The sequence below is a fragment of the Natrinema pellirubrum DSM 15624 genome, assembly GCF_000230735.2.
GTDB classification, from domain to species: domain Archaea; phylum Halobacteriota; class Halobacteria; order Halobacteriales; family Natrialbaceae; genus Natrinema; species Natrinema pellirubrum.
The window spans coordinates 886558-907870 of the sequence record NC_019962.1 but is presented as its reverse complement, the minus strand read 5'-3'; the positions used below and the strand labels follow the sequence as shown (position 1 = coordinate 907870).

The following is a 21313-nucleotide window of genomic DNA, read 5'->3' as shown; positions in this document are numbered from 1 at the left end:
CGGCGATCGACCGCGTCCTGGCGGTCAGTTGGCCTCGTCGTCGGCCCTGTCCTCGAAGGCCATCGCGAGGAGTTTGCGCTCGGCGGCGTGGATGTGTTGGGAGAACGTCGGCGACGCGATGCCGAGTTCGGCCGCGACGTCCTCGCCCGAACACTCGCGGGGCCAGTCGTAGTAGCCGGCTTCGAACGCGGCCTCGAGGACTTCCCGCTGGCGGTCGGTGAGTCGGGCGCGCAGTTCCTGCCGGAACGCGGTCCGGCTGAACGGCGTCGTGAGCGCGTCGGTCTCCCGCTTCGCGACGAACGTCGCTTCCGGCACGCGCTCGAGGAACGCGTCCGTAATTCCGCCGGCGTCGTCCCGCGGCGGTACTTCGGCGACGATCCGGCCGTCCCCGTCGCTGCCTCGAACCGTCCGCGGCAGCGCCCCCAGTTCGGCGAGTTCCACCGCGGGGCAGTCCTCGGCGACGAGGAACTCGAGCAACGCACCGTTTTCGCGTTCGCGGAGGGACCGAACGTCGGCGCTCTCGTGGTCGGAAGCGAGATCCGTGATCCGGGTCGGTTCGACCCCAGCAACCGTGAAGAACTCGGCGTAGCGGCCGTTCCCGCGGGGGACCATCTCCGCCAGTTCGACCCGACACTCGAGTTCGGCCGACGCCCGGATGAACGGATACGCGGGCGCAGTGATCTCGAACTCGATCTCCCGCACCCGTGGCGTTCGGTCGCGGTTTCGTGTATCGTTCATACTGGGCCACTGTCCGGCCAAATGGCACCTATTATCAAAGTGATTCCGGCGGGAGCGACCGTCCCGATCGGTGGAAACGGTCCGACGCGATCGTCAGTACGGGACCCGCGAGACGCGTCCGCCGAAACGAACGTTTAGGTAGCCGACGCGTCACGTGCCGGCCGAGATGTGACTCGAGGCCCAGAGCGAGGCGGTCCGGGGCGTCGTCCCGGTCGAGTACGCGGACCTGGTCGTCTTCGTGACCGAACTCGGCGGGACGACCGCGCTCATGGTTTTGCTCGCCGTGCTGTTCTGGTGTGTCGACCGCCGCCGCAGCGCGCTCGTGATCAGCTACGCGGTGGCCGGATTGGCGCTGTTGCTCTCGCTCAAGGCGCTGTTTGCCCTCCCCAGACCGCCGGCCGACGTCATGCCGATCCCCCTCGAGGGCGAGCGCGAGGGCTACGGCTTTCCGAGCGGGCACGCCTTCGCTGCGGCGGTCGTCTACGGCGGCCTCGTCTCTGCGTACGACCGGGCGGGTGACCCGCGGGCGCTGGCGGCCGCCGCGGCGCTCGTCGCCCTCGTCTCGCTCTCGCGGGTCGTTCTGGGGGTCCACTATCTGGGAGACGTGATCGTCGGCGCGGCGCTCGGGGTCGCCTTCGTCGCTGCCATGGACCGGGTCACGCGCGGCGATCCAACGATCGGATTCGCGATCGCGCTCGCCCTCTCGGTGCCCGCGTTCGTCATCGCCGGCGGACGGGAAGACGCCCTGCTCGGTCTCGGGGGCGCGATCGGCGGGCTGCTGGGATCGCGGCGACTGTCCGTCCTGCCGGCGCTGCGCTCCCGACTCGAGGCGGCCGTCGTCCTCGTCGTCGGCGTCGGGTTCGTCGCGCTCGTTCGGGGACTCGAGTCCATCGTCACGACGGTCGAACCGCTGTTGGTCGTCCTGTACGCGATCCTGGTCGCCGGCATCTTTCTCGTACCGGCCGCCGTGGGGCAACTCGAGATCGGCCCGCTCGAGTCGACGCGGTCGTAAATCGATCCCGTTCGGGATCGGCGTCCGCGGGACGGTTCGTACTGTCGGCAGGCAGTCACCGACGTCGGTCACGAACGCGCCCACGTCTCCGGTGTACCGGGACCGACGGGGATTTACCGCCGGTGCGGGCGTAGGAGCAGTATGCTCGAGGCGTTTCATCCGCATCGGCCCGGCGGCCGCGTCGCGATCGTGATCGTCACCGTCATCGCACTCATGTCGATCGCAACCGGGATCGGTGCGATTCTCACCCGGCCGGCCCTCGAGGGTGGCGGCTCGCTCGCCGATCTCCAGACTGCGGCGGAGTTTAGCGGGACCGTCATCGGCTTCGCGTTGCTCGTCACCGTCTGGGGAATGCGCCGTGGCTACCGGGTGGCGTATCTCGTTGCCGTGGGCCTCGTCTTTCTCTCCGGGGCACACGGCGTCGCCCAGTTCCGGGCGCTCTCTCTCCCGCTCGTCCTCCTCTCGATCGGCGGACTCGTCGTTCTCGTAACGGCGAGCCGACGGTTCACGCGTGCGAGCCACCTCAACGCGACCCAGGTCGGCGCGCTGCTTGCAATCGTCGGCGTCTGCTGCTACGGAACGGCCGGTGCGTACGCGCTCCGAAGCGGGTTCGACGGGGTCGAGGGCGTCGTCGACGCGGTGTATTTCACCGTCGTGACGGCGAGTACGGTCGGCTACGGCGATGTCCACGCGAGAACCGAGGCGGCGCGGCTGTTCGCCGTCTCGCTGGTCGTCCTCGGTCCGGCGACGCTCGCGGCCACGGCCGGCAGTCTGCTCGGTCCCGCGGTCGAGGCGCGTCTCGCGCGGGCCGGCCGACGCGCGACGGGGCAGGAGGACCGAACGGTCGGTGACGAACCCAGTGGCCGGATCCACGACGAGTCGCGGGTCGTCGTCGTCGGGGCCGGCGAGACGGTTCGGCCCGTGATCGCGGCGCTCGCCGGACGGGCATCGATCACGGTCGTGACCGACGAGGAGTCGACCGCGGTGCTACCTGACGGTGTCGAGTCGGTCGACGGCGACCCGACTGCGGAGCGGACGCTCGAGCGTGCCGCTCTCGACACCTGTGACGCGGTCCTCATCGGAGCCGGGAACCGAGACGGGGCGCGGCTGGTGGCGGCCGCCCGGTCGATGACGGACGCGAGAATCGTCGCGCTCGCCGACGGCCGGACGGTCGAATCGCTCGAGTGGGCCGGTGCGGACGCCGTCGTCGATCCCGAAACCCTGGTGATCGAGGCGACACTGGGCGCGCTGTCGGGCGGCGGTGGGACCGGGGGTCAGTCCGCGCCGTCGGCCCGCTCCCAGAGCGGGTAGAGATCGTCCTCGATCGGCTCGACGATCGATTCACCGTCGAGAACGAGTGCCGGCTCGTCCCCCTCGCATTCCCGTACCGTCCCGATTTTCGCGGCCTCGATCCCCGCGTCCGAAAGTGCCTCGAGACGGCCATCGACGGCGTCGCCGGGAACGGTCGCAACCAGCGCGCCGGAGCCGAAGATCCGCAGCGGATCGACCCCGGCGGCATCACACAGCCGCGCCGTCGCCTCGCGGACCGGGACGCCATCGCGGTCGACCTCGAGGCGAACGCCGGACGCGCGGGCCACCTCGAGCAGACCGGCCGCAACCCCGCCCTCAGTGGGATCGTGCATCGCCGTCGCGTCCGTGCGGACGAGCCGGGCCTCAGGGGCGACGCTGATCTCGTCGAGGAACGACTCGGCGCGCTCGCGCGTCTCGGCGTCGATCCCGAGGTCGTCGCCGAAGTCGGCCGCGAGGACGGCCGACCCCTCGAGCCCCGCCGCCTTGGTCAGGATCACCGCGTCACCGGGTTCGGCCCCGCCGGTCGGGACGAACCGATCCGTCGCTCCCATCGCCGTCAGCGAGAGCAGCGGCCGCTCGAGCTGGTCGACGTACTCCGAGTGGCCACCGACGATCGACGCGCCGATCTCGCCGGCGGCGGCGTGGAGGTCGTCGGCGATTTCCTCGAGGAGGGAGCCGTCGGCACCGCCCTCGGTCTCGGCGTCGCTCGGGAGCAAGACGACGGCGGTCAGCCAGCGCGGGTCCGCGCCGGAGACGGCCACGTCGTTCGAGGCGACGTAGACGCCGAGCGTGCCGACCGCCGAGGCCGCCAGCGAGATCGGGTCGGAGCTGACCACGAGCGTTCCCTCGCCGTCGGGCCAGTCGATCGCGGCGGCGTCCTCGCCGTCAGCGGGGCCCTGTAGCACCGTCTCGTCGGCCGTCTCCGTCCGCTCGAAGACGTGCGCGAGCAAGTCGTCCGGACTCACCTTGCCGGGCATAGCAGGAACTGGGTGGATGCACGGTTTGTAGCTGTCGGAGCGCCCACCGTTCGAGCGGGATCGACGGGAGGCCGGCGCGATCCGGTTCTCGGCAGTGTCAGTTTCGACCACGGAGACCGGTGTGTACCGATGGCGATGCTACCAGAACGGAAGTCCCGTCGCTCTGCCGGGCAGCGCCTCGAGCAGCGGGGAGCGATTCAGCCGTCCGCTACTCGGGAAGCGGCGGCCACGTCGTCGCGACCGTCTCCTCGATGAGATGCGTTTGCGCGCGGCGAAGCCGCTCCGATACCGACGACGCCGAGATCCCTAATTCCGTCCCGATCGCATCCAAGGACGTCCGGCGAGGGACGTCGAAATAGCCCAGCTCGTAGGCCGTTCTGAGTGCCTCACGTTGGCGATCGGAGAGGCCGTCGCCGGGCGGCTCTGGCGCCCCGTCGTGAGTGAGACGGCGCAATCGAAACCCCGCGTTTCGTTGCCAGAACGACGAGAACTCGTCGAACGCCGCTCGGGTGGCGAACCACCCCGACTGGCGCCACCCGTCGGCGGTCACTTCGATCCGTTCGATGGTTGCTTCGGCGGTAGCAAGCGCCTCGAGTCCGGCGAGGTCGTCGATGTGATCGCCGAGTTGTTCCGCCAGACTGAGCGCCGGCGTCGCCTGGTATCGTCGCGTGGAGCCGGCCGTTCCGATCGCTGCCCACTCGTCGACGTCCTCGGCGTCGGTCAAGGCCGCCTCGACCGCCGTCCGTGAACCGCCCGTCACAGTGACGATAAACAGCGGCCGCTCGCCGTGGTTGAACTGCAGCCTGAGAACGATCTTCGCCTCGGGCGCTGCTCTCGCAACCCCGACGAGCGGAAGCGCATCGCAGTGGATGTCGAACGCTGCGACGAGACCCATACCGCGTCGTTTCCCGCCGTGCAAATGGACGTGTCGAAAAGTGGTCGTATCCCCCTCTATTTAAAAGCCCCCATCACTGAGAGAACCGCTTAGCTCGGTCCGCCTCGAACGCAGTGTCGCATGCAGACGACACAGTCCGACGCTGGCATCGAGGTAACGTACGAGCGCCACGGTGACGGCCCGCCGCTGATCCTCCTTCACGGCGGAATGGCCCCGACGGAATACTGGCAGCCGGTCGTTCCACACCTGGACGGATACGCCGCGATCGTCCCGCAACGCCCGGGGTTCGGGACGTGTCTCGACGATCGGGCCGAGACCAGCGCCGACGAGGTACTGGCCCGAGAGGTCGAATACGTCCGAACGCTCGTCGACGCACTCGAGGAGGAGCCGATCCTCTTCGGTCACTCCTACGGCGCGCTCACCGCGATCGAAACCGCGACGAAAGCGGCGGTCGCGGCAGTCGTCGCGTATGAACCGGCGATCCTTCCCGACGACTACCGCGCGGACGCCGACCTCGCGGACCGGATGCAGACGCTCATCGACGCGGGGAAACGACGTGAGGCGGTAAAGCGGTACGTCGAACAGGTCCTCCACCCCGACGGGATCGACGACCTCGACGCGTGGCTCGCGGAGTGGCCGGTCTGGCCGGCGTGTACGGACCTCGCCGAGGAGGTCGTCCGGATGAACCGCGCCGTCGAGCGATACCGCCTTCCGAGCAGTCTGGCCGTTGCCGCCCCCGTACTCGTCTTGACCGGCACCGACGGCCCCGGGTTTCTCCGAGAGAGCGCTCGCGCGACCCACGATGCGCTCCCACACAGCCGCCTCGTCGAGTTCGACGGTGTGAGCCACAGTGGCCCCGCCGAGGCCCCGGACGTAATCGCTGCAGAAATCGACTCCTTCCTGCGGACGCGATAGCAGTTCGCAGCCGACGCAGCTCCGAGGGGAGCCGAAACCCCGTTTCGGAACCGGGTCAGTTCTCGGGCGCGACCGCTTTCATCGTCTCGCGGACCTGGTCCTCGTCGGCCCCGCGCGGGAAGCTGACCGCGATGGCGTCGAGCCCGTCGACATCCTCGTAGCGCTCGAGTTGCTCGCGGGCGGTCTCGGGGCTGCCGGCCGCACAGAGGTCGTCGAGGATGTTCTCGTCGACCAGCTCGAGGGCGTGTTCGCGGTCGCCGTCCTGCCACGAATCGTAGATCTCGGTGGCCTCGTCGTAGCCCTGTCGCTCGAGGGCGTCGCGGTAGAAGGTACCCATGCCGCCGACGTAGAAGCCGATGTGCTGGCGGGCGAGCGCGCGGGCCTCGTCGGGGTCCTCGAGCGCACAGGCGGTGACGCCGGCGGTGACCTGGACGTCGTCGCGGTCGCGGTCGCCCAGATCGGCCCCGCGTTCGATATCCGCGATGCGTTCTTCCATCCCGTCGGGAGTGAGCATGATGCCGTGCCAGCCGTCGGCGAACCGGCCCGCGAGTTCGACGGCCTTCGGTCCCATCCCCGTCACCTCGATCGGGGGCGAGGTTTCCGGCGGCTCACACCGGAGTCGGAACCCCGAGAGGTCGAACTCGTCGCCGTCGTAGTCGACCGTCTCGCCGGAGAGAACCTGCCGGACGATCTCGACCGTCTCGCGGGTGCGCTTGAGCGGGTTGCCGAACTCGACGCCGTGCCAGTTCTCGATCACGACGGGGCCACTCGGACCGAGCCCGAGCCGGAACCGGCCCTCGGAGAGTTCCTGCAGCGTCGCCGCCGTCTGGCCAAGCAGGGCCGGCGATCGCGAGTAGGTGTTGAGGATGCTCGAGCCGATATCGATCTCCTCGGTGCGTTCGGCCATCGCCGAGAGGACGGTCACGCCGTCCCGACCCCACGTCTCGGGGAGCCACGCGCAGTCGTAGCCGCCGTCCTCGGCGGTCCGTGCGTAGTCGACGATCGAGTCGATCGTCGGCTGTGCAGCGACCGGAAGGTGGACATCTCTGTCTGTCATCGTTGTCCACAGACGAAACCGTCCCTTTTGGGTGTATGGGAACCGGCGGCGTGGGGACGGCCGTTTACGGGTCGCCGACGCGGTCGTCCCCGGACCGATAACACCGGGCCGAAAGCGTCGCGTTCGCGCGCTATTCGACGATGAACCCACTGGCCAACTCAAGGACCTCCGAGCGAGACCGGGGTTGATCGAAGGCCATCGGGAACCCGATCTCGCCGCTCAGCTCCCGCAGGTACGAGGCGTGTCGCGCCTCGACGCTGTGGATACTCAGTGCCGGCGGAATCAGTGCCGCGTTCTCGATCGACGGCGCGGCACCCGCGTAGGCCGAGACGCCGATGTCCTCGAGCGCGGCGGCGGTGGCGACGAACTCGGCGGGGTCCTGTACGGCCGTTCCGAAGTCGAACTCCGGACTCGGAACGGGATCGCCGCCGAGCGCTTCGATCGTCTCAGCTAGGGTCTCCGCGTGCGTGATCTCGTGATCCCGAACGACACGGAGCCGATTGAGGACCGGCACCTCTTCCGGCCCCAGCTGTTCGAGGGCGGCCTCGTCGATGTTCCGGATGCCGCGGGTGTAAAACACCGCTCGAGGTACTCGAGCGTGAGCGCGTAGTTCAGGATCGCGATGTCGTTTTCGAACTCGTCCGGCACCGCCTCGGGCGGTTCGTCGACGGGTTCGTCTCTCATCGCGTCGTTCGATTCGTGATGGTCGTCGCCGCCCGCAGCCACACTGCCGGCAGCACCGGTAGCCAATACGCCTGCGAGTCCGCCGAGGACGGGTCGACGACCGAGGTCGAACCGATCCGAATTGTCCGTCATTGGTGGGTAGTACCCGGTCGACCCACTCTCGAGACGCCGCTAAATAGCGAGTAATCGTTTCCGCGTCTAACGTGGAGTTCCGACAGTCGACTTTCTTGCTTCGGTCACCCTACCCGTATAATGGAGGGGGTACACGAACCGGTCCGTCTCGGACCGAAGAAACCGCTCGTTTTCCGAGACGTGTCGTCGAAAACTCGTGTCCGTCTGCGGGTGAAGACCCCGCGTTCGGTGGTCGTCTCCCGAGCGACCAGCGATCGAACGGACCGAGCGCCGGCGCGAGCGCGTGCCGGCTACACGTCGTGGTCTTCTTCGATCTGTGGGACGCCCTGGGCCGTGATCGTCTCACCGACGATGTACGACGAGGCCGGACTGGCGAGGAACTGGGTGAGATCGGCGATCTCCTCGACGGTGCCGATCCGCCGTGCGACGTCCGTCCGGTCGATATCGTCCGCGGAGACGCCCATCTGGCTCTCGACGCCGGGCGTGGCGACGAAGCCGGGCGCGATGCAGTTGACCCGGACGTCGTCGTCGGCCCACTCGTAGGACAGCGTCGTCGTCAGGTTGATGACCGCGGCCTTGGCCGCGCCGTAGGGGCTCATCAGCGGTGAACCGCGCTGGCCCGCGACGCTGGCGAGGTTGATCACCGCACCGCCGCCGCCGTCCTTGAGATGCTCCGCGGCGGCGTGGGTGCAGTGATAGGTGCCGTTGATGTTGATGTCGACGATCGTCTCCCAGCCGTTCGGGGAGATGTCGTCGAAGTCGGCCATGAACGAGGCCCCAGCGTTGTTGACCAGTACGTCGAGTCCGCCGAACTCCTCGACGGTGGCCTCGACGAGTGCCTCGACGGCCTCGCGGTCGGTTACGTCGCACTCGACGGCCAGCGCCTGCCCGGGACTGTCGCTCTCGTTGATCCCCTCGGCGACCGGATCGACGTTGTCCTGTTCGCGCGAGCAGACGACTACGTCGACGCCGTCCGCGGCGAACCGCTCCGCGATCGACTTCCCGATCCCGCTCGAGGAGCCCGTAATAATGGCGACGTCGCCATCGACGCTGAACTGTTCGGTACTCATACGCGATCACCGGCGACTGCGTGCGTGTTGGTTTCCATTGTTAGCTCCGATTGGCTATTTGCAGTAACTGTTAATAAAGATGGGTATGAATACCGTACCGTTAAGTGAATGCGAATCGCCTGCACACATACTCATTCGACGGCGATCGGTCATCGACCGTCGCCGGGACCCAAGCTATGAGAGGAACCACGCGAGCGAGCGGCGGATTCGACCAGACGAGTACGGAGACGGACGAGAGCGAACCGATCGACGGCCAGGGGGCGCGCCGATGAGCAGTGATGGAGCCGATGGCGCGGCCGCCCGAACGGACCCCGAGTGGGAGGCCGTCTTCTGGGACATTGGTGGCGTCATCCTCGGGCTCGAGTCAGTACAGGGCGCCCACGCCGAGTTCGTCGCGCAGCTCTGTGACCGCTACGACCTCGAGACAACCGTCGACGAGGCCGTCGAGACGTGGCGGACGACCGTGGGCGACTACTTCCGCGAACGCGACGGCACGGAGTTTCGGTCCGCACGCGATGGGTATCACCGTGCCGTGGCGGCCATCGTCGGTGAGGAGGTCCCCCGCGAGGAGTGGGAACCCCTGTTCGAGGAGATCGTCGCGGCGTCGATCGAGCCGGTGCCGGGAGCCGTCGAGGCGATCGAACGGCTGGCTGACCGGGACCTCCACGTCGGCGTCGTCAGCGACGTCGACGACGCCGAGGGGAAACGGATGCTCGAGCGGTTCGGCGTCCGCGAACACTTCGATTCGATCACAACCTCCGAGGAGGTCGGCTACACCAAACCCGACCCGGCCATGTTCGAGACGGCCATCGAGAAAGCCGGCGTCGCCCCCGAGCGGTCGCTGATGATCGGCGACCGCTACGATCACGACGTGAAAGGGGCCGACGAGAGCGGCCTGCACGGCGTCGCCTTCGGTGCCGAGGCCGGCCCCGCGGTCTCCTATCGGATCGAATCGCCCGAGGAAATCCTCGAGATCGTCGACGGGACACGAGACGGGTAGCGTTCTCGAGCGGCGTATCGATTCGGAACTTCGGGCAGGACGTTCCCGACGGTCGCCCCGCCCGGTTCGGACTCGGTTGTCACCGCGTCGTCCGCGAGTCGGCATGTTGCATGGTAACTTCCAACCCGCAAACATTGTAAAAGAGAGTTCGTGGCGTAACTATTTTCGTAAAGGGGGAGATATAGTAGCACACGACAATGCCCACTACAAAGCGAACCGCCACGAACGACACCGTATCGGCCCGCGACGACGGCCATAGCACCCACCGGTTCCCATGAGCGAGAACTACTACGAACGCCTCGTCGACGAGGGCGCGCTGGTCGCGTATCTGGGGGACCACCTCGGCGAGGTCGACGAGTACGACATCGCCCGCCATCAGGAGGGCCACTCCAACGAGACGCTGTTCGTCACCTGGGGCGACCGGGAACTGGTCATCCGCCGGCCGCCGCCGGGCGAGACCGCCGATACGGCCCACGACGTCATTCGCGAATACCGCGTGACAAACGCGGTCGCCGACACCGACGTCCCGGTGCCGACGCCGGTGCTTGCCTGTGAGGACCACGACGTCATCGGCAGCGACTTCTACGTGATGGAGCAACTCGAGGGCGACGTCCTCCGGGAGGCAGAGCCGGAGCGGTTCGCCGACCCCGATCACCGCGAGCGCGTCGGCGAGGAACTCGTCGATACGCTGGCGACGATCCACGACCTCGACTACGAGGCGCTCGGCCTCGGCGAGTTCGGCCGCCCCGGGGGGTACACACAACGGCAGGTCGACCGCTGGGGCAAACAGCTCTCGTGGGCGTTCGAGGTCACGGAGGACGAACGCGAGGTTCCCGACCTCCACGAGGTCGGCGACTGGCTCCGCGACAACGTGCCCGACGAACACCCACACACGCTCGTCCACGGCGACTACAAGCTCGACAACGTGATGTTCGGGCCGGGGACGCCGCCGGAGCTGATCGGCGTCTTCGACTGGGAGATGGCCACGCTGGGCGATCCCCGAGCCGACCTCGGCTGGATGCTGTCGTACTGGCGCGACGCGAAGGATCCCGATCCGGAACTCCCGGAACTGGTCACCCGGTTCATGGAACGGGAGGGGTATCCGACCCGCCGCGAACTGGTCGACCGCTGGGAAGCCCGAACCGGCTACGAGTTCGAACACGAGCGGTTCTACCGCGCGCTCGCGGTGTACAAACTCGCCGGGCTCGGCGAGATGTTCTTCCGGCGCTACCTCGAGGGCAACAGCGACGACCCGATGTACCCGTTGATGGAAGACCGCGTGCCGGCACTGGCCGCGCGGGCCAAACGGATCATCGAGGGCGACGAACCGCTGTAGGCTCGCGTCGTCGGGCCGGGTTTCTTCGGGCGGAACACGCGTTCGCGTTCAGCGGTCGCGATAGCCATCGGACACTGCCGGCACGCCACCACGACGTCGGTCGGCCGGTCCGCGAGAAACGTCGACGCCGCAGAACGGGCGCGTGCGAGTCGGCCGGTCGACCCGTCCGCTCGGCCGCTCCCCGACCGCCGTTACCGACGGTCGCGATGAACGCGAATCGACGTACGTGATGTGCAACGGCCGACAACGGGCTTAACATTGCTAATTCGGTTCGGTGGTATTAAGACGGTTCCCGGCAATGGAACGACCATGTCACTGGACAGCATCGACCGCGTGGCAGTACTAGGCGCGGGGAACATGGGGCACGGAATCACCGAAGTGACCGCGATGGCCGGCTACGATGTCACGATGCGTGACATCAAAGACGAGTTCATCGAGGACGGCTACGAGTCGATCAAGTGGAGCGTCGAGAAACTCGAGGAAAAGGAGATGCTCGAGGACTCCGCCGAAGAGGTCCTCGGTCGGATCGACACGACGACGGATCTCGAAGAAGCGGTCGCCGACGCAGACCTCGTGATCGAGGCCGCACCCGAGGATCTGGACCTGAAACACGACATCTTCACCGACCTCGAGGAGTACACCAGCGGTGACACGCTGCTGGCGACCAACACCTCGAGCCTGCCGATCTCCGACATCGCGGAGGCCGTCGACTCCTCGGAGCGCGTCCTCGGCCTGCACTTTTTCAACCCGCCGGTCAAGATGGACCTCGTCGAGGTCATCTACGGCGAGGACACCAGCGACGAGGCGGCGGAAGCCGGCTACGAGTGGGTCGAGTCGATCGACAAGACGCCGATCTACGTCCGCAAGGACGTCCGCGGCTTCGTCGTCAACACGATCGTCGGCCCCTTCGGTGGCGAACCCGCGTTCATGGTCTCGAACGACGAGGCGACGATCCGGGAGGCCGACGCGACGATGGTCCACGAGCGGGGCTACCCGATGGGGCCGTTCGAACTCGGCGACCTCACCGGTATCGACGTCGGCTACCACGTCCGCAAGGAAGGCGACAGCCCGATCCCGCCGATCACCGAGGAGAAAGTCGAGGCCGGCGACCTCGGCCAGAAGACCGGCAAGGGCTTCTACGACTACGAGGACGGCGACGGCGCCGACTACGAACCCGAGGACGCGGGCGACTTCGACTGGCTCCGCGTCGAGGCCCGCATGATCAACCGCGCCGCGTTCCTCGTCGGTGAGGACGTCGCAACCCCCGAGGAGGTCGACATCGGCGTCCAGCTCGGGCTCGGCTTCCCCGAGGGTATCTGCCGACGCGCCGACAAGATCGGCCTCGATACGGTCCTCGAGAAGCTCGAGACCCTCTACGAGGAGACGGGCGAGGACCGCTTCGAGCCCCACCCGTACCTCGAGCAACTCGTCGCGGAGGGCAAGACCGGCGAGGAAGCCGGCGCAGGCTTTTACACCTACGACGACGACAGCCTCGGTCCCTACCACGACCTGAACTACGACCTCGAGGACGGCGTCCTCTCCGTCGAACTTGACCGTCCCTCGCGGATGAACGCGCTCTCGGACGACCTGCTCGCCGAGATCGACGACCTGTTCTCGAACGTCGACACCGACGAGGTCCGCTGTGCGACCATCGAGGGCGCGGGCGATCAGGCGTTCTGTGCCGGTGCGGACGTCTCCGGCTTCAGCGACGCCGATCCGACCGACCTGATGGACGTCACGCCGGCCTTCGAGACGGTCAACGACTTCGAACGGCCCGTGCTGGCGAAGATCGACGGCTTCTGTCTCGGCGGCGGCCTCGAACTCGCGCTGGCCTGTGACCTGCGGGTCGCGACCGAGCGCTCCTCGTTCGGCGCGCCCGAGATCAACCTCGGCCTGATCCCCGGCGGCGGCGGTACCCAGCGACTCACCCGCGTCCTCGGCGAGACCCGCGCGAAGGAACTGGTCTTCCGGGGCAACCACATCGACGCCGACCGCGCCGAGGAGTGGGGCCTCATCAACCGCTCGGTCGAGCGCGAGGACTTCGACGACACCGTCTCCGAGTTCGTCGACGACCTGGCCGGCGGCCCGCCGATCGCCCTCAAGATCGCCAAGAAAGTCATGAACGAGGGCGAGGACGCAAGCATCGCGGCCGCCGTCGCCATGGAGAGCCAGGGCTTTGGCCTGCTTTCCAGCACCGAGGACGTCCTCGAGGGCACCGCGGCGTTCGCCGAGGACCGCGAGCCCGAGTTCGAGGGCAAGTGACATGACCGACGGACCGGACGACCCGTCTGCGTGGCCCGAATGGGACTCGTTCGTCCAGAGCCACGGCTACCTGTCGTGGCTCGACATCGGGGTCGACTACCTCGAGGACGGGCGCGCGGTCCTCGTCATCGAGCAGAACGAGGACTTCGAGAACCCCATCGGTACCGAGGGGCCGGATCCGGTTCACGGCGGCATCGTCGCGACGCTGATCGATACCTCGAGCGCGTTCGCGTTGCGGAGTACGTTCGAGAACCCCAGCGAGTCCCATCTGACGACGACCGATCTCAACGTCTCGTATCTGCGGCCGGCGACCGGCGACCTCCGCGCCGAGGCGGAGGTCCTCCGGGTCGGTGGTTCGACCGGCGTTACGGACGTGACGGTGACAGGCGACGACGGCGAGGCCGCCGTCGGCCGCACCACCTATCGGCTCTTCCGGGACGGTATCGACAGCGACTAACGCGTCTCGAGCGGCCGTGTCCCGACTCCCGGAGCCGTCGTGGTGCCGGCCGTCGAGACCACTCGTGGGTTCGATTTTCCGCGTGTCGACGGACCAGTCGCTGTGAAAGCGAATCTCAGTCGCTACGATCCTCGCCAAGTTCCTCGTAGATCCGCGGATCGGTCTGGAACTTGAGGACGTTGTGGATCGCCGAGTTACGAATGTTGGCGATGACTGCGCCGTGTTCGGAGTAGCAGTCGTGGATCCACTGGGACACTTCCTGTCTGTCCCGGAACATCATGACCGTCTTCCACTGATACTCCCCGTCCGAGAGGAAGAAAAACAGGGTGTGTTTGTCCTGCTTGATGTACTCCATCGCGTCGCGCCAGTACTCGTCGAAGTGTTCGGGATTGAACTTGAATTCGAACAGCGCAAAGATGTAGTACTCCTCGTTGGGGATGATCGCCTCGCGAAAGACGCCCTCGTCGCGCATCCGCCGGATCGACTCGCTGACGGTGACGTGAGAGACGTCGATATCGTACTCCGATTCCAGTACCTGTGTCAGTTCGCGCGAGGACAACTGCGGATCTGCCGAGAGTTCGCTCAGGATCGCGATATCGCGGTCCTTGAACTCCCAGTTCGGTGGGTCGCCGCTCATGTTACCGTGAGTTTCGTTGCGGACATGATTTTATGGTTCCGCTCCCGCGAGGAACTCGCGGAGCCGCTCGGCGTACGCCTCCGATCGGTCCTCGGGGACCCAGTGGTAGGCCGCCGACAGCGGCGCGAGTTCGGCGTCGTCGATGTCATCGGCCAGTCGCTCGGCGTAGCTGTAGGGCTGCATCACGTCGTCTTCGCCCCACAGCAACAGCGTCTCGGCGTCGATCGCCCCGTACTCGATCTCGGTCGTGTGGTTCGTGTTCGTCGCGACGGCGTTACGGACCAGCGACAGGTGGCCCTCGTCGGTCAGCCACGGCGCTTTCATCCCGTCGACGAACTCGGGGTCGGACTCGCCGTAGGCTCCCTCGACGAACGCCGCGTCGAGGCGGCCCTCGAGTTCATCGCGGTCGATGTCGGCGGTCGCGGGCAGGCCCAGATTCGAGACGAACTCAACGGGCCAGGAGTCATAGCAGACGGCGTTCGAGAGGACGAGCTGATCGACGATCCCGGGGTTGTGCGCGGCGAAACGCAGCGCAACGCCGCCGCCGATGTCGTGGGCGACCAGCGCGATCTTCTCGAGACCGAGATCGTCGAGCAGGGCCTCGAGGACGCCCTCCTGGGCGCGGATCGAGCGATCGAAGCCGTCGTCCATTGCGGAGTTGCCGTAGCCGGCCATATCGAGCGCGATCGTCCGGCGGTCCTCGGCGACCGGCGGGACGACGTCACGCCAGAGATACGACCAGGTCGGGATGCCGTGGACGAAGACGACCGGCGGTTCGTCGGCGTCGGCGGGACCGGCCTCGTGGTAGGCGATCTCGAGGTCGTGGCCGTCGACCGATACCGTCGTGGCCGACTGCTCGTCGGACCAAGTCTCGTGGTCGACCATCTACCGATCACCCGGGGTCGCCGTTTGGTTGGGGTCGCGGACCGGCTCGGTACTTCCAGCGCCGTGTCGTGTGGTGGGCCCTCGCATTATCATTGGTGACATGCCACCAATTCAGTTTCCAAGATAAAGTCAGTTTGGGAGCAGACTACCGCTGTTAACTCGATCGCCGAACGACGGCGGGCACGCGGTTCCATCGACCGTCTGGGCGAATCGCTACTCCTCGTCCGATCCGGTGGTAATCCCCGCCAGCGACTCCTCGCCGATCTCTTCGAGGACCCGCTCGTGGAACGACTGCAAGGCCGCGCTCTCGTCCTCGGCGAGGACGACGTCGCTTGCCGATAGCGTGGCCAGCCCGAAGGCTCGCGGCGTCGGCGAGTCCAGTGGCTGTCTGGCGAGGTCGATCTCACCCGCGTCGATCGCCGCGACGATGGCCTCGATTTCGTCGACGTTGAGTTTGTCCTCGAGGATCTCGCGGTAGGTCTCCTCGATCACCGCGAAGTCGTCGAGGTCCTCGGCGAAGCCCAGCAGCATCTCGCTCGAGACCTGCTGTTCGCTGGCCGACTTCTCGTAGCCCTTGTAGCGTTTGAGGATCATCAGCGCGCGGGTCGCGTTGATCCGGAAGTACCGCTGGAGCAGGTCGGTCCCCGACAGCGAGGCCCGGAGATCGTCCCGGACCTGCTCGGCCTCGAGGTCGGCGAGGATCCCCTCGAGGTCGACCTTGCGGTTGAGCGGCATCGAGAGGACGAAACCGTTGTCCGCGACCGCAACGCGGACGTTGGCCGTCGCCTCCTGGGCGCAGCGGTAGGCAAGCAGTCGCGAGAAGCCGTCGTTGACCTTCCGGCCGTACATCGAGTGGACGTAGTAGTGGCGCTCGTACTCCTCGCGGTCGCGGACGACCTCGACGGCGAGGCGGTCGGGCGTGCTGACGCTCTCGATGCCGGCGTACCGACACTGGTGGTCGAACAGGCGAGCGATCGCACGCACGCTGTCGTCGTCCAGCGGGAACTCCCGGAGCCACGCCCGGACCCGCGGCGGCCCGCCAGCCGCGTAGCGCTCGAGGAGTTCTCCCTGGAAGGCCAGGATCTCGCGGCCGAGATCGTACGACAGCGGCAGGCGTTCGGAGTACCACGAGGGGACGGTCGGGCGCGCGCTCGTCCGGTCGACGTAGACTTTCGAGCCCCTGCGGTAGCGAAACTCGAAGTGATCGCCGCCGAGGACGAAGACGTCGCCCTTCTCGAGGGTGTCCAGATAGTTCTCGTCGAGTTGGCCGACCCACTCGTCACTCGCGCGCGTGTAGACATCACAGGTAAAGGAGTCCGGGATCGTCCCGATGTTGGTCATGTAGATGACCCGCGCGAGGCGGCCGCGCTTGCCGATCAGCGGTTCGCCGACGGGGAACGCCTCGTGGTGGTGTTGGCCGTCGGGCGGGTCATTCTCGTCGCGCCAGACCTTCGCGTAGACGTTTTTCTCCTCCAGACCGGCGTAGTCGGCCGTGAGATAGCGCATGAGCGACTCGTACTCGGCCTCGTCGTAGTTCCGGTAGGGATACGCGCGGCGGAGCGTCGCTTTCAGGTCGGCCTCGGGACGGATCTCGGCGATGGCCATCCCGTAGACGTGCTGGGCGGCGACATCCTGGGCGTTCTCGGGAATCGACACCGAGTCGACGAACCCTTCTTCGGCCTTTTTGAGCATGACCGCACACTCGAGGAGTTCGTCGCGGTCGAGCGCGATCACGCGGCCGGTGACGGTCTGGCCGACCCGGTGGCCCGCGCGGCCGACCCGCTGGAGGAGGGAAGCGACCGACTTGGGCGAGCCGACCTGGACCACGAGGTCGACGTGAGGCATGTCGATCCCCAACTCGAGGCTGGTCGAGGAGGTGACGACGTCGAGGTTGCCCGACTTCAGGCGGCCCTCGATGTCCTGTCGGACTTCCTTCGAGAGGCTGCCGTGATGACAGCCGGAGTTGTCCTCGTCGTAGGCGTCGAACCGCTCCCGGAGGTTATGCAGGACCCGTTCGGCCCCCGAGCGGGTGTTAGTGAACACGAGCGTATTCGTGTGGGCCTGGATATGATCGTGGAGCATCCGGTAGAACCGGTCCTGGACGACCTCGCGAGGCGTGTTGATCAGGTCGTCGGTCGGACACTCGAGTTCGATGTCGAACTCGCGGGCGAAGCGAGCGTCGACGATCTCGTAATCTCGGGAGGGGCCGCCGGGCTCCCGGCGGCCGACCAAAAACTCCGCGACCTCCTCGAGCGGTTCGATCGTCGCCGAACAGCCGATCCGGGTGATCTCGCCGTGGGCCATCGACTCGAGCCGCTCGAGGCTGACCGAGAGGTGGGTGCCGCGTTTCCCCGCGGCCAGCGAGTGGATCTCGTCGACGATGACGTACTCGACGGTGCGGAGCTTCTCGCGGAACTTCGGCGAGTTGAGCAAGATTGCAAGCGTCTCGGGGGTCGTATTGAGGATGTGGGGCGTCTCCTCGAGCATCTTCTGGCGCTCGCTGTCGTCGGTGTCGCCGTGACGGATGGCGTGGCGGATCTCGCCCATCCCCTCGCCGTCGCGTCGGTCGACGACGGACTCGATTCCCTCGAGGGGGACCGTCAGATTGCGGTGAATGTCGTTGGCCAGCGATTTGAGCGGCGAGACGTAGAGACAGTAGACCGAGTTCTCGAGGCCACCGGGAGACGCCGTCTCCCGGGCAGACGGACTTCGTCCGTCGACGTCGGACGATTCGCGGTCGCGCCGGTAGAGTTCGTCGATGATCGCGGTAAACGACGCGAGGGTCTTGCCCGACCCCGTTGGCGCACAGATCAACGTGTTCGTCCCCGCGTGGACGTTCGGGATCGCGCCCCGCTGTGGCGGCGTAAAGAAACCCCCGTTCTCGGGGACGAACTCCCCGAACTCCTCGAGCCACCACTCCTGGACGGCAGGCTCGAGCGAGTCGAAGACGTCGCGGTCGGCGATCGTCGTGGTGTCGGGATCGAAGGGCAACTCGGCGTCGGCGACCGGCAACTCGAGGCCGTCGTTCCCGTCCATGCTCGTCGTCTCAGGGGGCGGCGTGTAAGAGGGTTTGGACGGCGCAGTGAAAGTGAAACAGCTGGCAGGGACCGCGCCGACGGCAGTCGTGCCGGGAGCCGATGGCCGATGGCAGTCACGGGGGAGCCACAACACAGATATCCCCTCGTTCGTGACTGTCAGGAAATGCTATCGTCGCGAGCCCTGACCGCCTTCGTTCTCGTCATCGGCCTGCTCACCGCGGGGGTCGTGGCGGGCACGACGGTCGTCGACCTCGATGGCGACGGACGGTCGGTCGTCACGGAGGTCCGGGACGGGACCGCACCGCTCGAGGCCGACACCGACGGTGACGGTCTCGACGACGACGTGGAGAGCCGGTTGGGAACGGATCCGACTGCGGTCGATACCGACGGCGACGGGCTCGAGGACGGCACTGAGGTGAACGAGTACGGGACCGACCCGACGGCGACCGACACGGACGGCGACGGGCTGGACGACAGTGTCGAGGTCGGCGAGTACGAGACCGATCCCACGGTCGCGGATACGGACGGCGATGGCCTCACGGACGGCCTCGAGATCGAGGCCGGCACGGACCCCAACGACAGCGACACGGACGACGACCGGCTGAACGACGCTGCGGAACGCCGTGAGTACGGCACCGACCCGACCGATCCGGATACGGACGGCGACGGCCTCGAGGACGGCATGGAGCAGCGCTTACACGGGACCGATCCGACTGCGGCCGATACCGACGGCGACGGGTTGGACGACGGCGCCGAGGTCGACGAGTACGACACGGATCCGACCGATCCGGACACCGACGGCGACGGCCTCGAGGACGGGACGGAGGTCCACCGAGGGGACCGTCTCCCCGACGCGGATCCGCTTCGGACGGACGTCTACGTCGAGATAGACACCATGGAGGGAACCGACCTCTCGGAGGCGGAAGCCGATCGGATCGTCGACCGGTTCGCGGACGCCCCGCTCGACAACCCGGACGGATCGACGGGTGCGGACCTGCATCTCGTTTTCGACGAGACGGTTCCCTGGGACCGCGAGACGGACGTCGACGACCTGACGCAGTATCGGTCCCAGTACTTCGACGGCTCGGGTGCGGGGTATCACTACTTGGTGATCGTCAACGACGTCGCGGGCGGGACGGCGACGACGAACGTCATTGGAAAAGTGACGCTGGGGACCATGATGGTCGAGGCCCAACCCGAACGCCACGAGACCGGATCGACGGCGATGCACGAACTCGGTCACTCGCTCGGTCTCTCCAACGGGGACTTCGACGGAATCGACTCCGATCAGTACGCCTTTACACAGTACCCGAGCGTGATGAACTACAACGCGCCGAGCGACTACTACGGCTTCTCCACCGGCGGCGGTGACCGGGACTTCGACGACTGGGGTTATCTGGGAGAGTCCCTGTTCACACCGGACACGACGTCCGTCGCAGTGGAGTAGTCGCTACAGTCGCGTTCGGTACCTCCCGAGAACCGGTGCTGTGAGCGTCCCGTTCCGGATCAGTCCTCGTTTTCGCCCGCCGTCGATCCCGCGGTCGAGACGTCCGCGGAAATTTCTATCTCGCCCGAGTCGTCGATATGGACACGATGGCCGTGATAGGAGAACTCGACGGCGACCGGCGTCCGCGACCGGTCGTCGACCGACCGACATAGCGTGTCCAGTGCGTCAGTGTCGACGACCGCATGCAATGGCGGCTCGAGATCGATCGGATCGACACCTTCGCGCGCCGCCACCCCCTGTACAACCCGAATGCTGGTCGGAACCGTCGTGGGCATATGTCAGCGGCCAACGACGATGTAAATAAGCCCCTCGATCCTTTGCTGACACACGGCAGACGCACGTCAGACAGACATCAGATTTGTGTCGGTAGTGATCCCACTCGAGCGATTGTATCCGAACGCATCACCCGAGGTAGAAATCCCAAATACGTTTATACCCGTTCTCCTTACACGTATATAGCCCAGCGGAGCTGGTGTCACGGCCGCCCGGCACCAGTGGGCTGTCAGAGGCATTCCACCCACCGTCGAGCGGCCGTCTCTCGGGCGTCACGACGGCCGTTCGGTCACGCGTTCGGGCGTCGCAATTGTATTTTTTCGGTCGGCTCGGTCAGCGGTTCGAGAGGGCGTCGCCGCTCAGATCGTGATCTCCCGCTCGAGGACGATCGACTCCGAACGCGACGTGTACGCGACACCGGTGAATTCGATCGTGGTATCCCCCGCGGGGCCCACTTCAGCGGTGAGCCGCTCGCCGCTTTCCATGGCGGTTCGTTCGATCGCCGAGTCCGTCGTCGTGCCGTCGGTGATGTCGTCACCGTCGGTTTCGGCCGTGATCTCGACGCGGTCGCTCGAGCCGATCTCGAGGACGACTCCCGTCACCGAGCCGTCGTCGGTGCCGGGCGCGACCGCCGTTTCGATCGAGGCGCGGGTACCGCCAGCGAGCGGGTCGCCGAAGCCGACGAAAAACGTTCCGATGGCGGCTGCCAAGACGATGACGACCGCAACCATGAGAACGGTCGAGACGACCGGGCTTACCCCCGGTCGTCCGCTCGTCGTGACGGACCGTCGCCGCTAGTCATCGACCCACCCCTGGATCGAGTCGTCGCATGGCCCGCGAGCCCACCCCGGCTCGCGTCGGGCTGCGACGGTGTCGGTAGCGCGGTACGGCGTCGGCCGCCGTCGGCACCCACCAGCCGCTGTCGCCACCTGTCCCCGCGGATCGATCGTCGTGTCCCCCATTTTCCATCCACTCTGCAGCCCCCGGACGGTCCTCCTGCTCGAATCCGTGTCGGCCTCGAGCAATCGCGGTCGAACCCCCACTCGAGCGCCGTCGTTCGATCCCGTCCGCGACGGCTGCGAGTGTATCCCATCGGTGGAACCCTCATATAGGTACCAGATAGTGAG

The 21313-nt window shown here is 66.8% G+C and carries 17 protein-coding genes and 2 pseudogenes; 8 read left to right on the top strand and 11 right to left on the bottom strand.

Annotated features, from left to right (window positions below; all coding sequences use genetic code 11):
- Positions 1 to 24 precede the first annotated feature (24 nt).
- Entirely contained in the window at positions 25 to 738 is a 714-nt protein-coding gene (locus tag NATPE_RS04540; protein ID WP_006179959.1) for a helix-turn-helix domain-containing protein, read from the bottom strand.
- A 238-nt stretch (positions 739 to 976) separates the two neighbouring features.
- Between NATPE_RS04540 and NATPE_RS04535 the strand changes: the two genes are divergently transcribed.
- Both NATPE_RS04535 and NATPE_RS04530 read left to right on the top strand, forming a co-directional pair.
- Entirely contained in the window at positions 977 to 1750 is a 774-nt protein-coding gene (locus NATPE_RS04535) for a phosphatase PAP2 family protein (protein ID WP_006179960.1), read from the top strand.
- A 141-nt stretch (positions 1751 to 1891) separates the two neighbouring features.
- A complete protein-coding gene (locus tag NATPE_RS04530; protein ID WP_006179961.1) occupies positions 1892 to 3061 on the top strand; it encodes an ion channel in 1170 nt (389 codons plus the stop codon).
- Here NATPE_RS04530 and NATPE_RS04525 read toward each other — a convergent pair.
- Positions 3025 to 4038: an AIR synthase family protein gene (locus tag NATPE_RS04525; RefSeq protein WP_006179962.1), complete on the bottom strand. Its 1014-nt coding sequence runs from the start codon at positions 4036 to 4038 to the stop codon at positions 3025 to 3027. The two genes, NATPE_RS04530 and NATPE_RS04525, sit on opposite strands and share 37 nt — an antisense overlap.
- Positions 4039 to 4246: 208 nt before the next feature.
- Positions 4247 to 4933: a helix-turn-helix domain-containing protein gene (locus NATPE_RS04520; protein ID WP_006179963.1), complete on the bottom strand. Its 687-nt coding sequence runs from the start codon at positions 4931 to 4933 to the stop codon at positions 4247 to 4249.
- Positions 4934 to 5053: 120 nt separating this feature from the next.
- Here NATPE_RS04520 and NATPE_RS04515 point away from each other — a divergent pair, with 120 nt between their 5' ends.
- Positions 5054 to 5848 (top strand): alpha/beta fold hydrolase, encoded by a 795-nt coding sequence (locus tag NATPE_RS04515; RefSeq protein ID WP_006179964.1) that lies wholly within the window; start codon positions 5054 to 5056, stop codon positions 5846 to 5848.
- Between the two features lie 55 nt (positions 5849 to 5903).
- Here the strand turns inward: NATPE_RS04515 and NATPE_RS04510 are convergent, their stop codons facing one another.
- From NATPE_RS04510 to NATPE_RS04500, 3 genes and pseudogenes are all read right to left on the bottom strand, one after another.
- Positions 5904 to 6905, bottom strand: coding sequence for a TIGR04024 family LLM class F420-dependent oxidoreductase (locus tag NATPE_RS04510; protein WP_006179965.1), 1002 nt, complete (start codon positions 6903 to 6905; stop codon positions 5904 to 5906).
- Positions 6906 to 7035: 130 nt separating this feature from the next.
- Positions 7036 to 7721: pseudogene (locus NATPE_RS04505) on the bottom strand (ferritin-like domain-containing protein).
- A 290-nt stretch (positions 7722 to 8011) separates the two neighbouring features.
- Entirely contained in the window at positions 8012 to 8791 is a 780-nt protein-coding gene (locus NATPE_RS04500) for an SDR family NAD(P)-dependent oxidoreductase (protein WP_006179967.1), read from the bottom strand.
- A 268-nt stretch (positions 8792 to 9059) separates the two neighbouring features.
- Here NATPE_RS04500 and NATPE_RS04495 point away from each other — a divergent pair, with 268 nt between their 5' ends.
- The 4 genes from NATPE_RS04495 to NATPE_RS04480 all read left to right on the top strand — a co-directional run bounded on the left by NATPE_RS04495 (position 9060) and on the right by NATPE_RS04480 (position 13846).
- The gene (locus NATPE_RS04495; RefSeq protein ID WP_006179968.1) at positions 9060 to 9791 is read left to right on the top strand and encodes an HAD family hydrolase; all 732 of its coding nucleotides are present in this window, start codon (positions 9060 to 9062) and stop codon (positions 9789 to 9791) included.
- 274 nt (positions 9792 to 10065) lie between these two features.
- Positions 10066 to 11127, top strand: a complete 1062-nt coding sequence (locus NATPE_RS04490; RefSeq protein WP_006179969.1) for a phosphotransferase family protein — start codon at positions 10066 to 10068, stop codon at positions 11125 to 11127.
- A gap of 309 nt (positions 11128 to 11436) precedes the next feature.
- On the top strand, positions 11437 to 13389 hold the full coding sequence (locus tag NATPE_RS04485) for a 3-hydroxyacyl-CoA dehydrogenase/enoyl-CoA hydratase family protein (RefSeq protein ID WP_015298770.1): 1953 nt from the start codon (positions 11437 to 11439) through the stop codon (positions 13387 to 13389).
- Between the two features lies 1 nt (position 13390).
- On the top strand, positions 13391 to 13846 hold the full coding sequence (locus tag NATPE_RS04480; protein WP_006179971.1) for a PaaI family thioesterase: 456 nt from the start codon (positions 13391 to 13393) through the stop codon (positions 13844 to 13846).
- Positions 13847 to 13961: 115 nt separating this feature from the next.
- Here the strand turns inward: NATPE_RS04480 and NATPE_RS04475 are convergent, their stop codons facing one another.
- The 3 genes from NATPE_RS04475 to NATPE_RS04465 all read right to left on the bottom strand — a co-directional run bounded on the left by NATPE_RS04475 (position 13962) and on the right by NATPE_RS04465 (position 18404).
- Positions 13962 to 14483 carry an Lrp/AsnC family transcriptional regulator gene (locus tag NATPE_RS04475; RefSeq protein ID WP_006179972.1) on the bottom strand — a complete coding sequence of 174 codons (522 nt, stop codon included), beginning with the start codon at positions 14481 to 14483 and terminating at the stop codon, positions 13962 to 13964.
- A 30-nt stretch (positions 14484 to 14513) separates the two neighbouring features.
- Complete coding sequence (locus NATPE_RS04470; protein ID WP_006179973.1) at positions 14514 to 15368, bottom strand: alpha/beta fold hydrolase; 855 nt, start codon at positions 15366 to 15368, stop codon at positions 14514 to 14516.
- A gap of 213 nt (positions 15369 to 15581) precedes the next feature.
- Complete coding sequence (locus NATPE_RS04465; RefSeq protein ID WP_006179974.1) at positions 15582 to 18404, bottom strand: ATP-dependent helicase; 2823 nt, start codon at positions 18402 to 18404, stop codon at positions 15582 to 15584.
- Between the two features lie 165 nt (positions 18405 to 18569).
- On the opposite strand from NATPE_RS04465, the gene NATPE_RS04460 reads away from it, so the two are divergent.
- Entirely contained in the window at positions 18570 to 19853 is a 1284-nt protein-coding gene (locus tag NATPE_RS04460) for a zinc metalloprotease (RefSeq protein ID WP_006179975.1), read from the top strand.
- 59 nt (positions 19854 to 19912) lie between these two features.
- Here NATPE_RS04460 and NATPE_RS04455 read toward each other — a convergent pair whose 3' ends face one another.
- Both NATPE_RS04455 and NATPE_RS04450 read right to left on the bottom strand, forming a co-directional pair.
- Positions 19913 to 20188: a HalOD1 output domain-containing protein gene (locus NATPE_RS04455; RefSeq protein ID WP_015298769.1), complete on the bottom strand. Its 276-nt coding sequence runs from the start codon at positions 20186 to 20188 to the stop codon at positions 19913 to 19915.
- A gap of 357 nt (positions 20189 to 20545) precedes the next feature.
- A pseudogene (locus NATPE_RS04450) lies at positions 20546 to 20941 on the bottom strand (type IV pilin); the annotation flags it as partial.
- Positions 20942 to 21313: the final 372 nt, after the last annotated feature.

Bases quoted from the DNA above. Each gene is read 5' to 3' on its own strand.
- NATPE_RS04540 (WP_006179959.1), bottom strand. From the start codon at position 738: ATGAACGATACACGAAACCGCGACCGAACGCCACGGGTGCGGGAGATC.
- NATPE_RS04530 (WP_006179961.1), top strand. From the start codon at position 1,892: ATGCTCGAGGCGTTTCATCCGCATCGGCCCGGCGGCCGCGTCGCGATC.
- NATPE_RS04525 (WP_006179962.1), bottom strand. From the start codon at position 4,038: ATGCCCGGCAAGGTGAGTCCGGACGACTTGCTCGCGCACGTCTTCGAG.
- NATPE_RS04520 (WP_006179963.1), bottom strand. From the start codon at position 4,933: ATGGGTCTCGTCGCAGCGTTCGACATCCACTGCGATGCGCTTCCGCTC.
- NATPE_RS04515 (WP_006179964.1), top strand. From the start codon at position 5,054: ATGCAGACGACACAGTCCGACGCTGGCATCGAGGTAACGTACGAGCGC.
- NATPE_RS04510 (WP_006179965.1), bottom strand. From the start codon at position 6,905: ATGACAGACAGAGATGTCCACCTTCCGGTCGCTGCACAGCCGACGATC.
- NATPE_RS04500 (WP_006179967.1), bottom strand. From the start codon at position 8,791: ATGAGTACCGAACAGTTCAGCGTCGATGGCGACGTCGCCATTATTACG.
- NATPE_RS04495 (WP_006179968.1), top strand. From the start codon at position 9,060: ATGAGCAGTGATGGAGCCGATGGCGCGGCCGCCCGAACGGACCCCGAG.
- NATPE_RS04490 (WP_006179969.1), top strand. From the start codon at position 10,066: ATGAGCGAGAACTACTACGAACGCCTCGTCGACGAGGGCGCGCTGGTC.
- NATPE_RS04485 (WP_015298770.1), top strand. From the start codon at position 11,437: ATGTCACTGGACAGCATCGACCGCGTGGCAGTACTAGGCGCGGGGAAC.
- NATPE_RS04480 (WP_006179971.1), top strand. From the start codon at position 13,391: ATGACCGACGGACCGGACGACCCGTCTGCGTGGCCCGAATGGGACTCG.
- NATPE_RS04475 (WP_006179972.1), bottom strand. From the start codon at position 14,483: ATGAGCGGCGACCCACCGAACTGGGAGTTCAAGGACCGCGATATCGCG.
- NATPE_RS04470 (WP_006179973.1), bottom strand. From the start codon at position 15,368: ATGGTCGACCACGAGACTTGGTCCGACGAGCAGTCGGCCACGACGGTA.
- NATPE_RS04465 (WP_006179974.1), bottom strand. From the start codon at position 18,404: ATGGACGGGAACGACGGCCTCGAGTTGCCGGTCGCCGACGCCGAGTTG.
- NATPE_RS04460 (WP_006179975.1), top strand. From the start codon at position 18,570: ATGCTATCGTCGCGAGCCCTGACCGCCTTCGTTCTCGTCATCGGCCTG.
- NATPE_RS04455 (WP_015298769.1), bottom strand. From the start codon at position 20,188: ATGCCCACGACGGTTCCGACCAGCATTCGGGTTGTACAGGGGGTGGCG.